The organism is Ruegeria sp. CDSC021 (assembly GCF_059610845.1).
This window is the reverse complement of sequence record NZ_JBXWOK010000007.1, coordinates 157,176-177,085: the sequence shown is the minus strand read 5'-3', so window position 1 is coordinate 177,085 and position 19,910 is coordinate 157,176. Positions and strand designations below refer to the sequence as shown.

At 54.4% G+C, this 19,910-nt stretch carries 20 protein-coding genes and 1 pseudogene; 10 read left to right on the top strand and 11 right to left on the bottom strand.

Features of this window, described 5'->3' with window-relative positions; translation table 11 throughout:
* The first annotated feature begins 1 nt into the window (after nucleotide 1).
* The 4 genes from AC2FGB_RS12910 to AC2FGB_RS12895 are packed head-to-tail and all read left to right on the top strand — an operon-like array spanning nucleotide 2 to nucleotide 4,130.
* Nucleotides 2–832, top strand: coding sequence for a carbohydrate ABC transporter permease (locus tag AC2FGB_RS12910; RefSeq protein WP_142639541.1), 831 nt, complete (start codon nucleotides 2–4; stop codon nucleotides 830–832).
* Between the two features lie 12 nt (nucleotides 833–844).
* Nucleotides 845–1,849, top strand: coding sequence for an ABC transporter ATP-binding protein (locus AC2FGB_RS12905; RefSeq protein WP_142639543.1), 1,005 nt, complete (start codon nucleotides 845–847; stop codon nucleotides 1,847–1,849).
* Entirely contained in the window at nucleotides 1,846–2,619 is a 774-nt protein-coding gene (locus AC2FGB_RS12900) for an L-iditol 2-dehydrogenase (protein ID WP_496694124.1), read from the top strand. Before AC2FGB_RS12905 ends, AC2FGB_RS12900 begins: the two co-directional genes overlap by 4 nt.
* The gene (locus AC2FGB_RS12895) at nucleotides 2,619–4,130 is read left to right on the top strand and encodes a mannitol dehydrogenase family protein (protein WP_496694123.1); all 1,512 of its coding nucleotides are present in this window, start codon (nucleotides 2,619–2,621) and stop codon (nucleotides 4,128–4,130) included. Before AC2FGB_RS12900 ends, AC2FGB_RS12895 begins: the two co-directional genes overlap by 1 nt.
* A gap of 471 nt (nucleotides 4,131–4,601) precedes the next feature.
* Here AC2FGB_RS12895 and AC2FGB_RS12890 read toward each other — a convergent pair whose 3' ends face one another.
* On the bottom strand, nucleotides 4,602–5,708 hold the full coding sequence (locus tag AC2FGB_RS12890) for an alkene reductase (RefSeq protein WP_496694122.1): 1,107 nt from the start codon (nucleotides 5,706–5,708) through the stop codon (nucleotides 4,602–4,604).
* A gap of 121 nt (nucleotides 5,709–5,829) precedes the next feature.
* Nucleotides 5,830–6,426 (bottom strand): TetR/AcrR family transcriptional regulator, encoded by a 597-nt coding sequence (locus AC2FGB_RS12885; RefSeq protein WP_281995997.1) that lies wholly within the window; start codon nucleotides 6,424–6,426, stop codon nucleotides 5,830–5,832.
* Nucleotides 6,427–7,047: 621 nt separating this feature from the next.
* Between AC2FGB_RS12885 and AC2FGB_RS12880 the strand changes: the two genes are divergently transcribed.
* Both AC2FGB_RS12880 and AC2FGB_RS12875 read left to right on the top strand, forming a co-directional pair.
* Nucleotides 7,048–7,416, top strand: coding sequence for a hypothetical protein (locus tag AC2FGB_RS12880; RefSeq protein ID WP_142639554.1), 369 nt, complete (start codon nucleotides 7,048–7,050; stop codon nucleotides 7,414–7,416).
* A gap of 215 nt (nucleotides 7,417–7,631) precedes the next feature.
* A pseudogene (locus tag AC2FGB_RS12875) lies at nucleotides 7,632–8,290 on the top strand (transposase); the annotation flags it as partial.
* A gap of 436 nt (nucleotides 8,291–8,726) precedes the next feature.
* Here the strand turns inward: AC2FGB_RS12875 and otnC are convergent.
* Genes otnC through AC2FGB_RS12840 form a run of 7 tightly spaced genes read right to left on the bottom strand, consistent with a single transcriptional unit; the run spans nucleotide 8,727 to nucleotide 15,050 of the window.
* Nucleotides 8,727–9,368, bottom strand: coding sequence for a 3-oxo-tetronate 4-phosphate decarboxylase (gene otnC / locus AC2FGB_RS12870; RefSeq protein WP_496689821.1), 642 nt, complete (start codon nucleotides 9,366–9,368; stop codon nucleotides 8,727–8,729).
* Nucleotides 9,365–10,642, bottom strand: coding sequence for a 3-oxo-tetronate kinase (otnK, locus tag AC2FGB_RS12865; protein ID WP_271951899.1), 1,278 nt, complete (start codon nucleotides 10,640–10,642; stop codon nucleotides 9,365–9,367). Before otnK ends, otnC begins: the two co-directional genes overlap by 4 nt.
* Entirely contained in the window at nucleotides 10,639–11,436 is a 798-nt protein-coding gene (locus AC2FGB_RS12860; protein ID WP_496694121.1) for an N-acyl homoserine lactonase family protein, read from the bottom strand. The genes otnK and AC2FGB_RS12860 overlap by 4 nt, the downstream gene beginning before the upstream one ends.
* A complete protein-coding gene (locus AC2FGB_RS12855; RefSeq protein ID WP_496694120.1) occupies nucleotides 11,433–11,720 on the bottom strand; it encodes a putative quinol monooxygenase in 288 nt (95 codons plus the stop codon). The genes AC2FGB_RS12860 and AC2FGB_RS12855 overlap by 4 nt, the downstream gene beginning before the upstream one ends.
* Nucleotides 11,720–13,231, bottom strand: a complete 1,512-nt coding sequence (locus AC2FGB_RS12850) for a tripartite tricarboxylate transporter permease (protein WP_271951903.1) — start codon at nucleotides 13,229–13,231, stop codon at nucleotides 11,720–11,722. Before AC2FGB_RS12850 ends, AC2FGB_RS12855 begins: the two co-directional genes overlap by 1 nt.
* Nucleotides 13,232–13,235: 4 nt before the next feature.
* Nucleotides 13,236–13,985 (bottom strand): hypothetical protein, encoded by a 750-nt coding sequence (locus tag AC2FGB_RS12845; protein WP_281973682.1) that lies wholly within the window; start codon nucleotides 13,983–13,985, stop codon nucleotides 13,236–13,238.
* A gap of 57 nt (nucleotides 13,986–14,042) precedes the next feature.
* A complete protein-coding gene (locus AC2FGB_RS12840; protein WP_496694119.1) occupies nucleotides 14,043–15,050 on the bottom strand; it encodes a Bug family tripartite tricarboxylate transporter substrate binding protein in 1,008 nt (335 codons plus the stop codon).
* A gap of 135 nt (nucleotides 15,051–15,185) precedes the next feature.
* On the opposite strand from AC2FGB_RS12840, the gene AC2FGB_RS12835 reads away from it, so the two are divergent.
* The 3 genes from AC2FGB_RS12835 to AC2FGB_RS12825 are packed head-to-tail and all read left to right on the top strand — an operon-like array spanning nucleotide 15,186 to nucleotide 17,976.
* Nucleotides 15,186–16,274: an isocitrate/isopropylmalate dehydrogenase family protein gene (locus AC2FGB_RS12835; protein ID WP_496694118.1), complete on the top strand. Its 1,089-nt coding sequence runs from the start codon at nucleotides 15,186–15,188 to the stop codon at nucleotides 16,272–16,274.
* Nucleotides 16,271–17,302 (top strand): Gfo/Idh/MocA family protein, encoded by a 1,032-nt coding sequence (locus tag AC2FGB_RS12830; protein ID WP_142639572.1) that lies wholly within the window; start codon nucleotides 16,271–16,273, stop codon nucleotides 17,300–17,302. The genes AC2FGB_RS12835 and AC2FGB_RS12830 overlap by 4 nt, the downstream gene beginning before the upstream one ends.
* The gene (locus tag AC2FGB_RS12825) at nucleotides 17,299–17,976 is read left to right on the top strand and encodes a GntR family transcriptional regulator (protein ID WP_496694117.1); all 678 of its coding nucleotides are present in this window, start codon (nucleotides 17,299–17,301) and stop codon (nucleotides 17,974–17,976) included. Before AC2FGB_RS12830 ends, AC2FGB_RS12825 begins: the two co-directional genes overlap by 4 nt.
* Before the next feature lie 241 nt (nucleotides 17,977–18,217).
* Here AC2FGB_RS12825 and AC2FGB_RS12820 read toward each other — a convergent pair whose 3' ends face one another.
* The gene (locus AC2FGB_RS12820) at nucleotides 18,218–18,412 is read right to left on the bottom strand and encodes a DUF1059 domain-containing protein (RefSeq protein ID WP_496689825.1); all 195 of its coding nucleotides are present in this window, start codon (nucleotides 18,410–18,412) and stop codon (nucleotides 18,218–18,220) included.
* 31 nt (nucleotides 18,413–18,443) lie between these two features.
* Nucleotides 18,444–18,854: a GFA family protein gene (locus tag AC2FGB_RS12815; protein WP_496694116.1), complete on the bottom strand. Its 411-nt coding sequence runs from the start codon at nucleotides 18,852–18,854 to the stop codon at nucleotides 18,444–18,446.
* Nucleotides 18,855–19,013: 159 nt separating this feature from the next.
* Between AC2FGB_RS12815 and AC2FGB_RS12810 the strand changes: the two genes are divergently transcribed.
* The gene (locus tag AC2FGB_RS12810) at nucleotides 19,014–19,910 is read left to right on the top strand and encodes a LysR family transcriptional regulator (RefSeq protein ID WP_496694115.1); all 897 of its coding nucleotides are present in this window, start codon (nucleotides 19,014–19,016) and stop codon (nucleotides 19,908–19,910) included.

Here is a 19,910-nt window from a genome sequence, read left to right as displayed (position 1 = left end):
TATGAGCCGCTCAGTTACACCCCGTCGCAAGTCGCTTAACACCGCCCTGGCATGGGCCGTTGGTCTGCTGATCTTTTTCCCGATCCTCTGGACCATCCTGACCAGCTTCAAAACCGAAGCACAGGCCATCGCCAGCCCGCCGCTGTTTCTGAACTTTGACTGGACGCTGGAAAACTATGCCATCGTTCAGGAACGCTCGGACTATATGCGGTTCCTGTGGAATTCGGTCATCATCGCGGGTGGTTCGACCATATTGGGCGTGATCATCGCGGTGCCCGCCGCCTGGGCGATGGCCTTTGTGCCATCAAAACGCACCAAGGACATCCTGCTGTGGATGTTGTCCACCAAGATGCTGCCTGCGGTCGGTGTTCTATACCCGATCTACCTGCTGTTCATCCGGCTTGGGCTTTTGGACAGTCGCGCAGGTCTGGTTGTGGTTCTGATGCTGATCAACCTGCCGATCATTGTCTGGATGCTCTACACCTATTTCCGCGAAATCCCCGGCGAGATCCTGGAAGCCGCCCGCATGGACGGGGCAACGCTGAAAGAGGAAATCCTCTATGTGCTGACGCCGATGGCGGTGCCCGGTATCGCCTCGACCATCCTGTTGAACTTTATCCTCGCCTGGAACGAGGCGTTCTGGACCCTCAACCTGACCGCGGTTGACGCGGCACCGCTGACGGCCTTCATCGCCAGCTACTCCAGCCCCGAGGGCCTGTTCTTTGCCAAACTAAGCGCGGCATCGACCATGGCAATCGCACCAATCCTGATCCTTGGCTGGTTCAGCCAGAAACAACTTGTCCGCGGCCTGACCTTCGGCGCCGTGAAATAAGGAAAACTCCGCATGGGACGCATTCAACTCAAATCCGTGACCAAGAAATTTGGCGACGTTGAAGTCATTCCGCCGCTGGACCTGACCATTCAAGATGGCGAGTTCACTGTCTTCGTCGGCCCCTCGGGCTGCGGCAAGTCCACCTTGTTGCGGCTGATTGCCGGGCTGGAGGATATCACCTCGGGCAATATCGACATTGACGGGGCGGATGCCACCGATGTGCCGCCCGCAAAGCGCGGTCTGGCGATGGTGTTCCAGTCCTACGCGCTGTACCCGCATATGACGGTGCGCAAGAACATCGCGTTCCCGCTACGCATGGCCAAGCTGGACCAGGCCGAGATTGACCGCCGCGTAGAAGGCGCTGCTGATGTTCTGAACCTGACCGATTACCTGGATCGCCGACCGGGCCAACTGTCCGGCGGTCAACGCCAGCGCGTTGCCATTGGCCGCGCCATCGTACGTGAGCCTGCGGCGTTTCTGTTTGACGAGCCACTCTCGAACCTCGACGCCGCCTTGCGCGTTGGAATGCGGCTTGAAATCAGCGAGCTACACAAGCGTCTTGCAACCACGATGATCTATGTGACCCATGATCAGGTCGAGGCGATGACGATGGCCGACAAGATCGTCGTGCTGCAGGCCGGTGTGATCGAACAGGTGGGCAGCCCGCTCGAGCTGTATAAGACTCCGCGAAACCTGTTTGTCGCGGGCTTTATCGGCTCACCCAAAATGAACTTCATTGCGGGCGAAGAGGCCGCGAAACATGACGCCCATACGATCGGGGTCCGCCCCGAGCATCTGGAGGTATCCGACAGTTCCGGCACCTGGTCCGGGGTGGTTGGGGTTTCCGAACATCTGGGCTCGGACACGTTCTTCCACATTCACGAAACCGGCCTTGCGGACACGATCACCGTACGAGCGGGGGGTGAAGTTGGCTTCAACCACGGCGACCGTATCTATCTGACGCCACGCGCGGATGTGATCCATCGGTTTGACGCAAAGGGCCTGCGGATCGAATGACACGTCTGGTCGGTAAAACCGCCCTGATCACCGGGGCCGCGCGTGGCATCGGACTGGCCTTTGCCAAAGCCTATGTTGCCGAAGGGGCCCGTGTCGCGCTGGCCGACATTGACGGCGCGCGCGTGCAAGCCGCGGCCGCCGAAATCGGTGAGGCCGCTTTGGCTATCGAGATGGATGTGACCAACCAGCAGAGCATCGATGCCGCGGTGGCAAAGACGGCTTCACATTTCGGTCCCATCGACATTCTGATCAATAACGCTGCCATCTTTACCGCAGCACCCATCATCGAAATCGAGCGCACCGACTACAACCGAGTTTTCGACATCAATGTCTCAGGCGCCCTGTTCACGATGCAGGCCGTCGCGCGCCACATGATCGAACACGGGACCAAAGGCCGGATCATCAACATGGCATCGCAAGCCGGACGACGGGGCGAGCCTCTGGTCGCCGTCTATTGCGCAAGCAAAGCCGCTATCATTTCGCTTACCCAATCTGCAGGGCTGAACCTGATCCAACACGGCATCAACGTGAATGCCATCGCTCCGGGTGTTGTCGATGGCGAACACTGGGATGGTGTGGACGCCTTTTTTGCAAAGCATGAGGGTAAAGAGCCCGGGCAGAAGAAACGCGAAGTAGCCGCAGCGGTGCCGCACGGACGGATGGGCCGTGCCGAGGACCTGACCGGAATGGCCGTGTTTCTGGCCTCAGATGAGGCGCAGTATATCGTCGCGCAAACCTACAATGTCGACGGCGGGAACTGGATGAGCTGATGGATCCTGTGGCAAACGCAAAACCCCCGGTGCGGCTGCGGCGCGACAGCCTTGCAGATATGCCTGCGACTGTCAGGACACCGAATTACCTGCCCACAGACCTGAAACCCGGCATCGTCCATATCGGGCTGGGCAATTTTCACCGCGCGCATCAGGCCTGGTATATCCACCAGTTGATGCAACAGGGCCAAGCACTGGACTGGGCGATCATCGGGGCCGGTGTCCGCAGCTATGATGCCGAAATGCGAGAGAGGTTGCTGGCGCAGGACTGTCTGACAACACTGATCGAGCTGGACCCAAAGGGAATATCCGCCGAAATTGTCGGAGCCATGATCGACTACCTGCCAATCGAAGAGGGCAATGCGACGCTGATCCGACAGATGGCCGATCCGTCCATCCGGATTGTGTCGCTTACAGTGACCGAGGGCGGCTATTTTCTGGACGCCAATACCGGCGCGTTCAACGCCGATCACGAAGACATTCGATACGATGCCGCCCATCCAGACCAGCCGCGAACCGCGTTTGGCGCCATTGTTGCAGCTCTTCGACAGCGCAAGAAGGAGGGTTTGAAACCCTTTACCACACTCAGCTGCGACAACCTTCAGGGCAACGGGGTGATCCTGCGAAACTGCATTGTTGGTTTGGCGCGTATGTCTGACCCGAATCTAGCCACATGGATCGACCAATATGGCGCATTTCCCAATTCGATGGTGGATTGCATTGTACCCGCTACGACAGAGCAGGTTGTTTCGCAATGCCACGGACTTGGAATCGATGACCGCGTCCCTGTCTCACATGAAAACTTTCGCCAATGGGTGATCGAGGACAATTTTTGCGCAGGGCGTCCGCCGCTCGAACAAGTCGGCGCCACACTGACCCACGATGTTCATAGCTATGAGACGATGAAACTGCGTATTTTGAACGGCGGTCATCAGCTGCTTGCGAATGTCGGAGAAATCCTGAACGTCCCGACGATTTCACGATGCATGCAGGACTCTGATATCCTGGCGTTTTTCGCTAAAGTTCAGGCAGAAGAAATCCTCCCGCATGTCGCTGCTGTCCCCGGCGCTAAACCAAGTGAATATCTTGATCTGGTCGAAAAGCGATTTGCAAACACCGCCATCCATGACACCACGCGCCGTGTCGCGTTTGACGGATCCTCACGGCATCCCGGGTTCTTGCTGCCTTCGCTGCGTGACGCAGTTGCCTCGGGCCCTGCCCCCAGCGGGCTGGCCCTGGCCGAGGCATTCTGGTGCCGGATGTGTGCAGGCAGGCGCGAGGATGGGTCTGAAATTGCGCCAAACGACCCCCATTGGGACGCTCTTCAGCACATCGCGCTGGCGTCCAGAGATGATCCGAAACTGTGGATCGAGCAGGATCAATATTACGGCGAGATTGGCCGTGAAACCCGCTTTGGTCAGGACTTTTCTTTTTGGCTGACCAAGATCTGGAGACATGGCAGCCGCGCTGCGATAGCAGACTACGTCGCGCAGACGTCCACGTCAGAATAACCGGTCAAAACACATGGAGATCAGTCGCGGGCCAAGACCGCGCAGTTCCGTGGCGTATCACGTGCAAACGCGGCGCAGGGGTTCTGACACTGCAAATTGGCGCGCACCCATAAAAATTGTAGGTGTTCTCATAACGCTGCATCGCCGCCATCGATTTTACTCACAAAAATTGAAGACTTTTGCGCACAAGTTTGCACGATTTGCCCATAACATTGCGCGGTTCGAGAAACGCGCTCAATTGATCGTAGTCACCACACATCTTCTTCAACTAAAGCCGGGCGTTTCTCAATCAAGAGTAAATTCTTATTGGAAATATTCGACCCTGATCATAGGGAAGCAGTTCTTTCGAGGGCTTGTGATAGATCCTCGCTTCAAGAATGGATATCTCCGTAATTGCCAAGTGAGCGCGTCCAAACCGACGCGCTCACTTTGCTTGGTATTGCTTGTCACTACGGAGTTAAGAGCGATGTATCACTCTGCAGCAACAGCTTCCTCTTCCAGTGCCGGGTAGTCGGTGTACCCTTTTTCATTGCCGCCGTAGAGCGTGGTTGGATCGAGCTCATTCAGAGCGGCGCCTTTCTCCAACCGGTTGACAAGATCAGGATTGGAAATAAACGGCCGGCCAAAGGCCACCAGATCGACGGCTCCGGTTTCAACCGCTTCAATCGCCATGTCTCGGTCATAAGCGTTGTTGCCCATTTTCGCACCGTCAAACAACTCATAGAGCGCCTTCAGATCGCCACCTTCCGGAATTTCGCGGGGGCCGCCGGTCTGCCCCTCCACAAGATGGAGATAGGCCAGCCCATACCCATTCAGCAATTTGACCGCATGAGTGAATGTCGCCTGCGGGTCGCTGTCGGAGATGTTGTTGGCGTCCGAGAACGGGCTTAGGCGGACACCAACACGGTCGGCGCCCCACACGTCAACAACTGCGTCCATGACCTCTTTCAGAAACCGTGCTCTGTTCTCGACAGGACCGCCGTATTCGTCTTCACGCTTGTTGGATTCGCCCCGCAGGAACTGATCGATAAGGTATCCGTTGGCTGCATGGACCTCGACACCGTCGAAACCGGCCTCCTTGGCGTTTTCCGCGGCCCTCCGGTAGTCAGCAACAATGCCAGCAATTTCTTCGACGGCCAGAGCCCGCGGCTCGGATGTTTCGACGAACTGCTCACCATCAAAGGTCTTGGCCTTAGCGCCGATCGCAGATGGTGCAACAGGGGCACCACCATCCGGCTGTAAGCTGGTATGCGAAATCCGGCCCACATGCCAAAGCTGGATCACGATCTTGCCGCCCTCAGCATGGACGGCCTCAGTCACTTTTCTCCAGCCGTCGATCTGTGCTTCGGAATAAATGCCAGGTGTCCAGGCATAGCCTTTGCCTTGGGGCGAGATTTGCGAAGCTTCCGTGATGATCAATCCAGCACCCGCCCGTTGCACGTAGTACTTGGTCTGCAATTCATGGACGCTGTCATCTTCGGCTCTTGCCCGGTTGCGGGTCAGTGGCGCCATGACAACGCGGTTTTTCAGCTCGATTGCACCAGCTTTGATGCCGGAGAACAGTTTTTCATCAGCCATTGCAGCTTCCTTCTTGGTAAACTTCGTTCAGATATTATTGGACCAATCAGTCCAATATTAGGGTCACTGTCTCTTGATTGAGTTTGTGTTAGGTTTCATTTCCTTGTTGTGGCGGGAGGCCTTATGGCGAAATCACCAACCGGGCTTGTTTCAGGGTTTGCGAAATCTGCTCAGAGGGAATGCCCGCCTTGCGCAAGGCTAGCGTGCCAATTGCAAGGGAGGCAAAGGCGCGTGCCTTGTCGAGTACCTGTCCCGGATCCGAAGGCTCAAGCGCTCTCGCAATAATCTCGTCAATACTCTCCAAATGGTGCCGCCCGAGAGCCGCTACTTCATCATCCTGCGGAGCAAGTTCCGTCAGGCAGTTGATAAGCATGCAGCCGTCACGACCTCCTTGCGGGTTCGCCAAAGCTTCCATTATCGCACCAACGGGATCATCCCCGCCCGCGTCCGCGACGTCGCGCAGAGTATTCAAACCACGCCTGGAATAGTGGCTGAGGGCTTTGTGAAATAAAGTCTGCTTGTTGACGAACGTTCCATAGAAGCTGGACCGGCTCAAACCCATGGCCTTGGTCAGATCATCCACAGATGCGGCCTCGTAGCCCTTGTGCCAAAAAACGCACAAGGCTTTTTCCAAAGCCTCAGCTTCGTCAAAGGCGCGAGGCCTACCCGGGCCTGCGGGTGATTTGATGTCGCCAACTGCGAGAGTTTCTTTGCTCATGAGCAAGATGTGGAATGGTTGGCCCAGAAATTCAAGGTGGCGGTAGGGAATTTTTGGAATGGTCAGTCCGTATTGTGACCAGAGAAAGGAATTTAGGTCCGTGGAAATGCAAAACCTCCCCGGCGCGCTTTGTGTCACGCTAATCTTAGGATCAGGACTGTTAGTCTTCTTGCGGGAGTGTCAGACGAAGAGGATCGTGTTCGTAGAAAAGAGAGGCCACGCTCGGTACTCGTTTCCAACACTTGACAGAGTGACTGGCGGCTTTGTCCAATACGTAGATGTTGATCACTCACAAACCAGAGATTGGTTCGGTAGATCCATGGCCAATGCCCTCAAATTGTGAGGATTACTACCCCAATGAGTAACAAAGCCACGAATTCAGAACTGGTTTTATGAGCATCAGTACGGCGGGCCGTTGTAAGCAAACCAACAATAATTTCAGCGCGCTAGGTTAAAATAGCGAGGTTAGCTGAAGTTTAATTCGCCCAATGTGAACTTCTTAACTTTGGCTAGAACGATTTCTTGTCAGTATCGTTTCATGAGTTGTTAGTGAGTTCGGTGAGTAAGTAGATGTATTTGCATAGTTTCGAGGGACATTGTAGCGCAGTCAATGACATCCGGATGGATGATTTTGCGCTTGAGTATCCGTTGTTGGACGATGCCGGCGTGCACGCACAATGGCAAAATGGCTCCTGGCAAATCACGCGGATAGCCGATATCTGGACAAGAACCGGGAAGGTACTTTCTTTGCCTTACAAAGGGGCCAACGCCTATCCATCTTTCCAGTTTGCTGAGGATGGAACCCCGCTTCCTTTGATGGAAAAAGTGTTGAAAGCCCTGCCACGTGAAATGACGCCGTGGCAATGCGCGTTCTGGTTAACCTCACCCAAATTGGAACTCGGAGGGGAAAGTCCGGCAATTCGCATTCAGACCGGCGATGACTGCATAGTCGATATCGCAGGCGAAGCTGGTTGTCTGATGGCAGCTTAGTTTTAGCTTTTGGTCACTCATACGTCGTACAACATCTGGCAAATTCGTGACTCCCCTGCTTTTTCTGCCACCGGCAAGAAAAGCAAGATCAGGGCACTCAACGCAGCACTCTTTAGCGTACTTAACTGAGTGTCTGACGTCAGCGCCAATGGGACAGTTTAGGTTGATTTGATAAGAGAGGGTTTCTGGCTCATCGTAACCGCCAAGGAGTGGAGATGGGAAAGAAACCCGGAACCAAGCAGAGCCACGGCGAGAAGGTTGTTAAAGACATCCGCCGCGCGACGCACAAACAGTATTCTGCCGAAGAGAAGTTCAGGGTCGTTCTGGATGGCCTGAAGGGCGAGGACAGCATTGCAGAGCTATGTCGTCGCGAAGGCATTGCTCAGAGCCTGTATTTCAGCTGGTCCAAGGAGTTCCCGGAAGCCGGAAAGAAACGTTTGGCTGGCGACACGGCACGTGCTGCGACATCAACCGAGGTCAAGGATCTGCGCCGTGAGGCGCGCGATCTGAAGGAGGTTGTTGTTGAACAGGCCCTTGAGCTGCGGCTTCTCAAAAAAAGCATGATCGCGGATGGGGACGACGACGAATGAGATACCCCGCATCTGAGAAGCTGGAGATCATCCAGCTGGTCGAACAATCCCATCTGCCGACCAAACGCACTTTGGAAAAGCTGGGTATCCCGATGACTACATTCTAACGCTGGTACGACCAATATCTTTCCGGTGGTCCTGAGGCGCTTGAAGACCGCTGCCCCCGGCCGTCACGGGTCTGGAACCGCATTCCCACGCCAGTGCGCGAGAAGATCAGGGATCTGGCCCTGAAGGAAAGTGAGCTTTCCCCGCGTGAGTTGGCTGTTCGCTTCGACGGGCCGCGCTGCACCATTCCGATAGAAGGGTGAATGTCCGGTAAGGGCCGTGAAACACCAGTTCGGCAGATTGCCACGAACGGCAGAAAAGTCTGCATCTCGGAAACTGCAAAGACTAGTTTTGGATGTCCGCTTCGGGCTAGTAGCGGCTATCCGAAAATCTTCCCCGGTACTACGACTATGCTGCGAAACCAGCCAAGAATGAGACCCGAAGATATCGAACCTCAAACCAAAAAAGTTGTAGGTTAATGCGCCCAAGGTTTTGGGCGAGTTGCAAAGCTATGGGCGCACAAAAAAAATTGTAGGGACGCGCATAACGCTGCGCTTCTGCTATTGATTTCAATCATTAAATTCAGATGTTCTTGCCCATAACTTTGCGTGGTATTTGCGCATAATTTTGCACGATTTACCCAAAAGTTTGCACACTCTCCCTATCTGTGTCCAACTACATCCTTCCGAAAGCCTCTTTGAGTTCTGCGACTTGTTCTACATCCAACATCCGGGTTCGCATACCCTGCAGTGCCACGAGCAGCTTGGCTGTTTCTTCCAACTCTTCCGCTGCACAGACCGCTGAAAAGAGATCCTCTCCTGATACGACGGGACCGTGGTTGGCCAGCAGAACAGCACTATACTTGCCGCCCAGTTCGCGGATCAAATCACCGGATTTTGGATCACCCGGCTTAATGTATGGAACCAGTTTAACCGTGCCTACGCGCATGACCACGTATGGTGTAAGCGGCGGAATACAGTCATTGGGATCGGTGTCTTCCAGACACGACAGCGCGGTCGCCCAGGTCGAGTGCAGATGAACCACGGCGCCCACTTCAGGTCGCGTCTCATAGAAGGCTTGGTGCAGAAAGATCTCCTTGGTCGGCTTGTCACCGGACAGGTGGTTGCCATCCAAATCAATCTTGGCAATTCGCTCGGGGTCAACATTGCCCAAAGTCGAATTCGTTGGCGTCATGAGAATCCCGTCCGGTAAACGCGCAGAGACATTGCCCGCGGTGCCAACGGAAAAGCCACGCACAAACAGCGAGGCGCACAGCTCGGACATCTGCCGTCGCAGTGCCTGTTCTTCAGAACTCATTTGCCTGCCTCCATCATTCTCAGTGCCTTCGAGAAGAAATCTGGAGCGCCAAAGTTGCCGGATTTCAAAGCCATTGCAATGGGTTCAGTTTTTCCAACGCTCAGGACAGGTACGCCCGGGTCAATCTCTGGCCCGATTGACATAGCCGGTGACCCCAGTGCCTCAGAGACAGCCTGGGCGACAGCTCCCGACGTCTCACCTCCAGCTACAACCAACCGCTTGTAGCCCTTTTGGACAAGTTCTCGCGCGGTATCTTCAAAGAGATTGTCCAGCTTTTCCGCTACGGCTTCCTGACCAAACTGACCTTGGATCGCACGCACATCATCCGGGCTCCCCGATGAATACGCGAGCGGCGCCTGACCCGAATGCTCTTCAAAGAAATCCAGAAGCGTTTGCGTGGTCACATCCCCGAACATAACACCCGAAACATCAATTGCGAAAGTCGGATGGGACTTCGCGTGAATTTCAATCTGCCTGCGGGTCGCACCTGAACAAGAACCCGCAAGGATCGCGGCAGGCCCTGCGATACCAGTGAACACAGTGCCAGCACTTTTGGATGAAGTCTCTCTCAGGAAGTTTCTTGGTAGTCCCAGTGCTATACCCGATCCCCCAGTAATGAGCTTGGCATCCTTTAGAGCTTCTCCCCAGGCCAACAAATCTTCATCCGAAATCGCATCGCCAATTACAAATCGTTCGCCGGCCTTCTGCAAAGCATCAGCAATCGCCTCTGATCCTTGCTCCACGGCGTCAATTGACACCAACCCGACCGCTTCTTGGGTCTGATACTGCAACCATCGCCTGATGTTAGCATCCGTCATCGGAGTAAGAGGGTGATTTTCCATCCCCGACTCGTGCAACAGCTTACCTTGCACAAATAGGTGACCGTGATAGACGGTGCGCCCGGTTGTCGGAAAGGCCGGGCAGAAAACCACCTTTTGCGCGTCCAGCTCGTCGGCAAGCGCTTTCGCAACTGGGCCGATATTTCCTTCCGTCGTGGAATCGAAGGTCGAACAATACTTGAAGATGAACTGCTGGCATCCTTGATCCGCGAGCCACCGCAAAGCACTCAGACTGTCTGCAATGGCTTCTTCAACCGGTGCAGTGCGGCTTTTGAGTGAGATCACACCCGCTTCGATCTCTTCGTCGACCGGGATATTAGGAACACCCGGAAACTGCGCGGTTCGTATCCCACCTTCTGGCTCCATGCCCTTCGCCAAGGTGTTCGCAATATCACTCGCACCAGTAAAATCATCCGCTATGACACCTATTTTCATAGTTCGATGTCCCTCGTCGGCCCTGGGTCTAGCCTATAGATATGCGGCGCTGCACCGACTGGAAAAACCTCACGCACAAGTGGATCATGGCCGGGCACGATAAGTCGAGGATGCGAGGCCAACCTCTCGAGTGTCTCGAAACCATCCATCATGTCCTGTAGGTCGACGACAATGGGAAAGGCTTTGCGCGCCACGAAATTCTCATAGTAATGCGAGGCATCAGAGGCGAGCACCATCCACCCGGCTTCCGTCCTTACGCGAACGCATTGCAACCCTCGCGAATGCCCACCAATGCAGTGCACCGTGACCCCATCTATAATCTCGGCTTCTCCATCGTAGAACACGACGTTCCCTGAATAGAGACGCTTTACGACCTCGCAAATATGGCTAGCCGTGAAAGGTGCGCGCAGATGGTCGTGGCACATGCAGGGGCCTGTGGCGAAGGCCATCTCCGCCGATTGCATATGCAACTTCGCGTTCGGGAACATATGCAGCCCCCCCGCGTGATCATAATGAAGATGGGTCACGATAACCTCGGTTACCGCTTCCGGTGAAATGCCTAGGGGCCGCAGAGCCTCGCGAGGATCCATCGCAATGGGACGACCACGGGCGGCGGCCTCATCGGAGTCGTAGCCAGTATCGACCAGAATGACTTTGTTGCCGCGTTTGAGCACCCAAACGAAGTAATCCATCGCATGAGGCGCGCTGTGATTATCATCGATGATGAAACTATCTGCTCGCGTCCGCGCATTTCGATCCGCGTATTTCACGGCGTGGATTTCCCAATCGTTCATCGGATGACCTCGGAGTACTGGTGAACTACCTTGGTAGCGATCATATCAGCCGCTGCCGTATCGAAGGCCTGAAAATGCGCGCTTTCCAGGTGGGCGGAGAACGCAGCGCCGTCATCATAAACCTCATAGAGAAAAACTGTATCGGGATTGCCGCCGAGGCAAACGTCAAACTGCTGGCATCCGGCTTCTTCACACAAAGAGGTCGAAGCGTTTTCGACCATCAGCGGCAAAAAGATGTCTCTCGTACCGGGCTTGAGAGTGAAGGTGACAGTAACCACAAACATCAGACGGAAAGTCCTTTCAGACGTGAGAAAGCGCGCTTCGCAACGGGCAGTTGGCTGAGGATCAGGCCAATGTTGAGCACCAGCAGAATGGCCGCACCCGGGCGTGAAAAGAAGACCGAAAGATCCCCGTCCGACAAGAACAGCGACCGGCGGAAGGTTTCGTCAAACAGGCTGCCCAGAATAACCCCGATAACCAATGGCGCGATTGGGTATTTCATCAGGTTCATGAAATAGGCAACGGCGCCGACGCCAAGCATCAGGTAAAGATCATTGATGCCACCACCGACGCTGAAAGACCCAATTGTTGTTAGAACCATCACAACCGGCAAGAAGATAGTCTGCGGGATGGCGAGTATTCTGATGAAAACCCGAGCAGTGAACAAGCCCATCAGGAACATTGTCAGGGAGGCCAACACAAGTATTGCAACCACGCGCAGAATGATCTCGGGGTCTATCGTCGGACCTGGGATCACGTTGTTGATCTTGAAAGCCCCCATCAAAGCCGCGGCGGGTGGTGAACCGGGAATGCCCAACACCAAAAGCGGGATTAGTGCGCCCCCAATGCAGGCGTTGTTTGCCGTTTCAGAGCACAGCAGACCTTCCAATGACCCTTTTCCAAACTTATCGCCCTCAGCAGATACGGTCTTACCGACACCGTAGCTGACCCAACCGGCGACATCTTCGCCGACGCCGGGAAGTGCTCCTACCCCTGTCCCGATCACCCCTGACCGGCCAATGGTGGGCAGGTAGCGTCGGATGGAGCGTAGATTCGGAAGGATGCGACCTTTCAGGGCCAGAGCTTTCCCGGCCTCAACGTGCCTTAAACCGTCGATGATTTGGGGAATGGCAAATGCCCCCATCAAAACCGGCACGACCTGAAACCCGCTCATCAAGTAAGACCAGCCGAAGGTATAGCGCGGTTCAGACAACAGAGGGTCAAGCCCCACCATGGACATCGCAAGGCCGATCAGACCGGCGATCCATCCCTTGATCACCAGGTCTTCGCTCATCAAAGTGCCAGAAAGCAGAATGCCGAACAGGGCCAGCAGTGCTTTCTCCGGGCTTGCGATGTTTTTTGAAACCAAAAGCAACGCCCAGACAAAGATCAAAAGCGTGATGGTCCCGATAACTGTACCAATGAAACTGGCCGTTGTGGTCAGCCCTAGTGCTTCGCCCCCTCGACCCGCTTTAGCCAGAGGGTATCCATCCATGGCCGTCGCCGCACTGGCCGCCGTGCCCGGAATGTTCAGCAGGATTGACGGATAAGAGCCACCGTAAATCGCGCCGACATAGGCCCCGAGCAAAGCGATCAGCGAATAGTCCAATGGGATCTTGTTGCCGAAGAAACCCGTCAGGATCGTCACTGCCAGCGTTGCGGTCAGGCCGGGCAATGCGCCAAACGTTATACCCAGGAACACGGATGCAATCAAATACAGATAGGTCAGCGGGTCTACTGCCAGGCCCACGAATGTGGTCCCAAATCCAGCCAGTTGCGAAAGGATAAAGTCCATCCGGTCAATCTTTCCATAGCGGACGAAGCGTCACGTAGTAGTGGTACTCGATTTGCTTGAAGATCAGCCCGCCGCGCGCGGGCACGTTCTGTCGGAAAACAAAGGCCATCGCACAAACGAGGATGAGCGGGGCAAGTATTGCCACCAACGGAACGAACCGCAAAACGTGTTCGGAAGCCGCCTTGCTCAACACCAAAAGTGTAAGCGAGACCCATAGAGCCAGTGTAAACCAATCATCACTGAGTGCGTTCCAGTCCGCCTGCGCGGGGAAAACAGCAAACGCAAATAGCCCGGCAGAGACAACCGCGCTACAGGCCACCAAAGCACGCCGCGCATGACCCCCGTAGTAGCCGTAAGTCAAAGCTGTAATCAGCAACCCAGAACACAGAATGAAGTCCACTCTGGGAACCAGTCCGACGACATATGCAAGAAGGATCAGGCCTATTGTTGAAGCTCGATAGGCTTCCGACTTATCCCATCCGATGCCCAAAGCACTAAGCGCGTTTTGGGCACCACCTGAGCGGATTGAAATAGCAAGCAAAACGAAGGACAAGCCAAGCAATCCACCGAAGATGAACAGCGGTACAATTGCAGCCGAGTTGTACCAATCCGATCCACTTACACCTGCGCGGTTTTCGCCCCAAAGTGGAATGTCCGATGTCTTCCAAAGAAAAAAGACAGACACTGTTATAAGAACAATTGCTGCCCAAAAGTCGCGCGACCGCATGACCAGTGTTTCGTCAGGTTTGTCCATTGCCTGCCTCCTGAGGGAAAGGGCGCGATCAAGCGCGCCCCTTCAAAATTGATCGGATTAGGGCTGCTCGATACCCAGCGAGGCCGGATCCACTGTGGCAGCGCCAAGGTCTTGCAAGGTATAGGCAAAAGTAGCCTCGAGGTTCGCAAACAGTTCTTGAGCTTCTTCACCGTGTTGACCACCGACATCATAATTGTTTGCAGAGGCCCATTCGGCGACGGTGTCGGAGGCAATAGCTTGCTCGAAGGCATCACCAAGCGCGGCCTTTACATCGTCCCCGGCTGAACTGTGAACTGCAAACCCGATGGCCTGTTTGAGCGGCAAATACTGATCAAGACCGTCATAGATGCCAAAGGCAGAAGGCACTGATGCCCCTGCAATCTGCGCATCTTCGGGCGTCAACATCGCGAGCGGTTTAAGTTGACCGCCTTCAATCAACGGAGCCTGTTCAGCCAGTGACGTCACAACCAACGCGACTTCGCCCGCTATCGCAGCTTCCTGACCGGGCGCTGAGCCTTTGTATGGAACAAACTTGAATTCTGCACCGGCCCCTTTTTCGATTGCCAGAAGATTCAAGTGGTGGATCGAACCTGCGCCGGAAGCCGCCGCAGGAATAGTGCCAGGAGCTGCTTTCGCTGCGTCGACTAGTTCTTCCAGAGTATTGTAAGGGCTGTCCGCCGGGACCGAGATCAGATCAGGTGATCCACCAACAATGAACGGATACCAAAAATCAAATTTCTTATCCCAACCACCCTGCACAGCAGCGGTGACGTTCGACTCTGACAAACCGACCAATGTATAGCCATCGTCTGGTTGGTTCATCACGTAAACCATACCGTTGGAGCCTGCGACACCACCTGTTTGATTGATCACATTGATCGAGACCGGAAGATGTTTTTCCATCTCGGCCATGATCATTCGGTTGATCGTGTCCGTGCCACCACCGGCCCCCCAGACCACAGCTGTGGTGATATCACGATAGGGATAATCCTGCGCAGCAGCTGCCCCTGTAATCCCGGTCGCCATCACGGCTGCGGCCGCCAACCGCCCTAGCTTTAGTTTCATTTCCAAGTCCTCCCAAACAACTTTGCGTTTATTATTGCATTTATTTGCGTATACATTAAAGAATGCGTTGTCAACGGACTGTAGTGAGAGCTGAAATCGCGCTATGAATGCGAAACGGGAAGGAAGCGGGCTAAGATGAAGAAAAATTATGATGTGGCAGTGTTCCAAGGGGACGGAATCGGCCCGGAAATCATGGCCCCTACGCTTGAAATTCTGCGCCAGCTTTCGCGCGGCAGTCCTTCCTACGAACTGGCGTTTACAGACGCACCAGCAGGCGCAGGCCACTACGCCAAAACTGGAGAATCGTTTCCGGCTGGGTCACTCGAAACTGCACGCAACGCCGACGCGATTCTGCTATCTGCAATGGGTTTGCCGGATGTGCGATATCCTGACGGAACCGAAATTTCACCGCAAATTGATCTGCGAAAGCAACTGGGACTTTTCGCTGGTGTGCGTCCTGTAAAAGTAAGCAGCGGACAAATGACCCCCTTGACGCTGCCCCCCGGAAAAGAGATCGACTTTGTCTTGATACGCGAAAGCACAGAAGGACTGTTCTTCACCCAAGGCGCTGGCGAAGTTACGGAACACGAAGCACGTGAAACTCTGCTGATCACTCGTGAGGTGTCCGAAAAACTGTTCCGTTTCGCGTTTGAACTCGCCAAGAACCGCAAGGCATCCGGTCGCGGCCAAGGACGGGTTACATGTGTCGACAAAGCCAATGTTTTCAGGGCCTTTGCATTCTTCAGATCTATCTTTGACTTGGAGGCCGCACGCCATCCCGATTTGAAAGCTGACCATGCCTATGTTGATGCCACCGCTCTATGGATGGTTCAAAAGCCTTGGGAATTTGACGTTTTGGTCACTGAGAACATGTTCGGAGACATCCTCTCAGACCTTGGTGCGGGTCTCATGGGTGGTCTAGGACTGGCGCCATCAGCGGATATCGGGTTGAATCACGCTGTATTCCAACCTTGCCATGGTTCCGCCCCGGACATTGCGGGACAGGGTATTGCAAACCCTTTTGCGATGATCCTGTCCGCAGCAATGATGCTTGAATGGTTGGGGTTCACCCATGATCATCCAGACCTGTCCAGCGACGGCGAACGATTGCGTGAAGCCGTGGAAAAGGTGACGGCGAACGGACAGAACCTGACCCGTGACCTAGGTGGAACGGCCGGAACGAAGGGTGCCGCCGCATCGGTATTGGAAGCAATGCGGGCATGAATACTCAACAAGCCATCAGTGTCGCGTGTGTGGGTGCGGGGTATTTCAGCAGGTTCCACTACGAAAGCTGGTCCCGAATGCCCGGTGCGGTTCCGATTGCATCCTGCAACCGTGATATCAACAAGGCGAAAGAAACAGGACTGGCCGCTTACGATGATCTGTCAAGAATGTTGGAGGCGGAAAAACCAGATCTCGTGGACATCATCCTTCCGCCTGTGGCGCAGGCCGAGGCAATCCGCTCGGCATTGCGGTTTGGTATCAAGTGGCTGATCTGCCAAAAGCCATTTTGCTTATCTCTGGATGAAGCTGAGAAGATTGTTTCAGAGGCTGAGGCGGTAGGTGCAACTATTGTCGTGCATGAGAATTTTCGCTTTCAGCCCTGGTATCGTGCGATCAAGGTGGCGATGACCGAGGGTCGAATTGGTACACCTCTCCAAGCTACTTTCCGGCTTCGGCCCGGCGACGGACAGGGACCACGAGCCTACCTAGACCGGCAGCCGTACTTTCAGGAAATGCCGCGTTTCCTGGTTCATGAAACAGCGGTTCACTGGGTAGACACGTTCCGGTTTCTATTCGATGCGCCAAGCGCCGTTTATGCGGACTTGCGCCAAATTAACCCCGTTATCGCGGGCGAGGATGCAGGTTTCATCCTGTTTGACCACCCAAACGGTTTGAATGCTCTGTTCGATGGCAACAGATGCCTTGACCACAGCGCCAAAAACCTGCGTCAGACCATGGGCGAAGCGCTCATCGAAGGAACGGAAGGATCACTGGTTCTTAATGGCGATGGTTCAGTAGAACTCCGCGGTTTTGGAAAACAGGAGCGACAGCAGATTCTACCTCCAAGCGATCATGATGGATTTGGAGGAGACTGCGTCCACGCCTTGCAAAGTCACGTCATTTCGGGCCTTCTACGGGGCACGCCGCTGGAAAACACGGCCCGAGAATATTTGGATGTGATCCGCATTGAAGAGAATATCTATCTCTCAGCTGCGGAAGGACGAAAAATCAACCTGGAGACCCCGTGAAGGATCAGGACGCAAAAACTCTTTCTAATACACAACGCGCTGTCAGGGATTTGCGACAGATGATCCTGTCCGGCGAACTTGCGGCCGGAACTGATCATCTGGAATCGGAACTCGCCGAAACCCTTGGCATGTCCCGCACCCCGATACGGGAAGCTGCGCTGATGTTGGAAAGTAAAGGGTTGCTTGAAATGCGGCCCCGAAAGGGCGTTCGGATACTGCCTGTTTCATCAGATGATATGCGCGAAATCTACGACATCCTAACGGAACTCGAGAGTCTCGCAGCACAGCGCGCTGCCGAAGCGGGCTACTGCGAAGATGAACTGGCGGTACTTGCCGGATCAATTGCAAAGATGGACCAAGCCATCGAAGCCGAAAACCTTGAAGCCTGGGCCGAGGCCGACGAGTTGTTTCACCAGGAGCTCGTTCGGTTAGGCGGCAACAAACGAGTCGAAGCGATTGTCGCCATGATGAGCGACCAGGTACGTCGCGCGCGCGCAACGACGTTGTTCATCAGGCCCCTGCCCGTTAAATCTAATGAAGATCACCGGGTTGTTTTTCAAGCGATCAGTGAAGGTCGTCCAGATGCCGCCCGTGAACGTCATCGAGAACACAGGCTGCAAGCACAGGCTATGCTTTGCGGGATACTCGAAAAGCATCGGCTCAACAGCCTCTGATCTTCTCGTATCCGGTCGTTAATCACCTAAAATAACTGCCTATTTTCGGCATTAAAGGCGCTCCGAATACTTGTCTTCAACGGCAGTCCGCAGGTGCGTCCGGCTGCAGCCCTAAGGTATATGCTGATCTTGTGGCGTATTGCACGCGCGACACCTGGGCAATGGTCGCAATTCATCAGGAATTGCTGGCGATGTGAACTGTGGCGCGTATCCGCAGGAATTTGAAGCCTAATTTATTTGATCACGCGGGCTTTATCAGTGTTTCCAGATATTCTCGAGTATCGGCGTCCCACGAACTAGGATCTTCTCCATGGGCGACTACCGCGTGCAGTTCCATGAGTTTCCATACTTCGTCCTTAGTCGCTGCAACCACTTTGCCTGGGCAGGCCTCCATGCCCTCGCAATCCTTGCAGGCATATGAGTATGCAGTGATCATCGCTTTCTCCTCCGTGCGCTCGGAAAGTTGGTTAGAACTCAAGAAACGTCGGCAGACCGTCGTCGAGTTTTATCCATGGCTGCTGATGTGACACGAAGACGTGGGCCTTGGGTTTCGCAATCGATGGGTCGTCCAACGTTACAGCAGAAAACCAAGCGTCAGCGCTCCAGTCTTGGCCCTCAATTTCATTTAGGGCGGCATAGGTCAACGTCGTTCCACAGTCCCGACAAAACCCGCGGCGAATACCCGGAGTTTTCTCAATGTGTTGGATTTCGCCTTTGATAACGGCGAAGTCTTCGGCGGCTACCTTAGCCCAAGTTACAAAGGCGCCGCCAAGGGCCATTTGGCATGAACGACAATGGCAATGTCCCGACCAGACAGGTGGTGTCGCGATCTGATATCGAACCGCACCACAGTAGCATCCACCTTGAAGTTTTTCCATCGTATGAAGATCTCCTGGCATGCGGCTAGGCTGACATCCATGATGATGCCTATACCTATTTTTCTTGGAGCTTATAAACAGATTTCGATATGAATATTGTCAAGAAAACCGATATCATGCGACTCAAATAGTTTAACCAAGCATTAGAAAATCTACAGTATGGATTGGTTGCACCTTCCCCCGATGAACGCTTTGCGCGCTTTCTCAGCAGTTGCGGAAGCAGGGAGTTACACCGTGGCGGCTGAACGCTTGAACGTGACCCAAGCGGCTGTCAGCCAGCAGGTGAAATCGTTGGAAAGACATTTGGGTGTAGCTCTCGTTGCCAGACGTGGGCGCAGCATTGAATTGACAGAGCCAGGCATCATTCTTTCACGTGAACTGGGTATCGGCTTTGAAATTATCGGAAGGGGTGTCGAACGACTGGCGGAACATGCAGCACACCGTCCCGTTCAAGTGACCATGTCACCAGCATTCGCGGTGGAGTGGCTATTGCCGAGAATGGCAGAGTTTCAACAACAACATCCAGAGATCACTTTGATGCTGAACCCAACTTCTGAACTGGTTCAGATAAAGCCAGGTGGTATCGATGTCGCCATTCGGTATCACGATAGACGCATGCCAAGAAAAGAAGAGGATACTGTCCTTGTATCCGACATGGTCGTGATCGGCGCACCTTCACTGGTGGAAGGCCAAGATCTGCGTGACCCGGCCTCTTTAACGAAACTGCCCTGGTTGCAGGAACTAGGCACAAACGAGGCGGCTGACTGGTTCACCTATCACGGGGTTGTTCCTGCCGAGCCATTGACCATAAATCACATGCCTGGGAACCTGATCATGACTGCGGTTCGCCGGGGTGACGGTATCACGTATTCTGCCAGAGCTTTTTTTGAGGACGATCTGTCATCTGGTCGGATGATTGAGTTGTTCTCTGAGCCACTCTTCGGCGTCTATTACATCCAGACTCAAGCAGAATTTCAGCGTCCCGAGGCTAAGGTGTTCGTCAACTGGCTTATATCTCAGTCGCAAGTCGTATCGAGACACAACTCTGGAAGCTGA

Bases quoted from the DNA above. Each gene is read 5' to 3' on its own strand.
- AC2FGB_RS12910 (WP_142639541.1), top strand. From the start codon at position 2: ATGAGCCGCTCAGTTACACCCCGTCGCAAGTCGCTTAACACCGCCCTG.
- AC2FGB_RS12905 (WP_142639543.1), top strand. From the start codon at position 845: ATGGGACGCATTCAACTCAAATCCGTGACCAAGAAATTTGGCGACGTT.
- AC2FGB_RS12900 (WP_496694124.1), top strand. From the start codon at position 1,846: ATGACACGTCTGGTCGGTAAAACCGCCCTGATCACCGGGGCCGCGCGT.
- AC2FGB_RS12895 (WP_496694123.1), top strand. From the start codon at position 2,619: ATGGATCCTGTGGCAAACGCAAAACCCCCGGTGCGGCTGCGGCGCGAC.
- AC2FGB_RS12890 (WP_496694122.1), bottom strand. From the start codon at position 5,708: ATGGCTGATGAAAAACTGTTCTCCGGCATCAAAGCTGGTGCAATCGAG.
- AC2FGB_RS12885 (WP_281995997.1), bottom strand. From the start codon at position 6,426: ATGAGCAAAGAAACTCTCGCAGTTGGCGACATCAAATCACCCGCAGGC.
- AC2FGB_RS12880 (WP_142639554.1), top strand. From the start codon at position 7,048: ATGGATGATTTTGCGCTTGAGTATCCGTTGTTGGACGATGCCGGCGTG.
- otnC (WP_496689821.1), bottom strand. From the start codon at position 9,368: ATGAGTTCTGAAGAACAGGCACTGCGACGGCAGATGTCCGAGCTGTGC.
- otnK (WP_271951899.1), bottom strand. From the start codon at position 10,642: ATGAAAATAGGTGTCATAGCGGATGATTTTACTGGTGCGAGTGATATT.
- AC2FGB_RS12860 (WP_496694121.1), bottom strand. From the start codon at position 11,436: ATGAACGATTGGGAAATCCACGCCGTGAAATACGCGGATCGAAATGCG.
- AC2FGB_RS12855 (WP_496694120.1), bottom strand. From the start codon at position 11,720: ATGTTTGTGGTTACTGTCACCTTCACTCTCAAGCCCGGTACGAGAGAC.
- AC2FGB_RS12850 (WP_271951903.1), bottom strand. From the start codon at position 13,231: ATGGACTTTATCCTTTCGCAACTGGCTGGATTTGGGACCACATTCGTG.
- AC2FGB_RS12845 (WP_281973682.1), bottom strand. From the start codon at position 13,985: ATGGACAAACCTGACGAAACACTGGTCATGCGGTCGCGCGACTTTTGG.
- AC2FGB_RS12840 (WP_496694119.1), bottom strand. From the start codon at position 15,050: ATGAAACTAAAGCTAGGGCGGTTGGCGGCCGCAGCCGTGATGGCGACC.
- AC2FGB_RS12835 (WP_496694118.1), top strand. From the start codon at position 15,186: ATGAAGAAAAATTATGATGTGGCAGTGTTCCAAGGGGACGGAATCGGC.
- AC2FGB_RS12830 (WP_142639572.1), top strand. From the start codon at position 16,271: ATGAATACTCAACAAGCCATCAGTGTCGCGTGTGTGGGTGCGGGGTAT.
- AC2FGB_RS12820 (WP_496689825.1), bottom strand. From the start codon at position 18,412: ATGATCACTGCATACTCATATGCCTGCAAGGATTGCGAGGGCATGGAG.
- AC2FGB_RS12815 (WP_496694116.1), bottom strand. From the start codon at position 18,854: ATGGAAAAACTTCAAGGTGGATGCTACTGTGGTGCGGTTCGATATCAG.
- AC2FGB_RS12810 (WP_496694115.1), top strand. From the start codon at position 19,014: ATGGATTGGTTGCACCTTCCCCCGATGAACGCTTTGCGCGCTTTCTCA.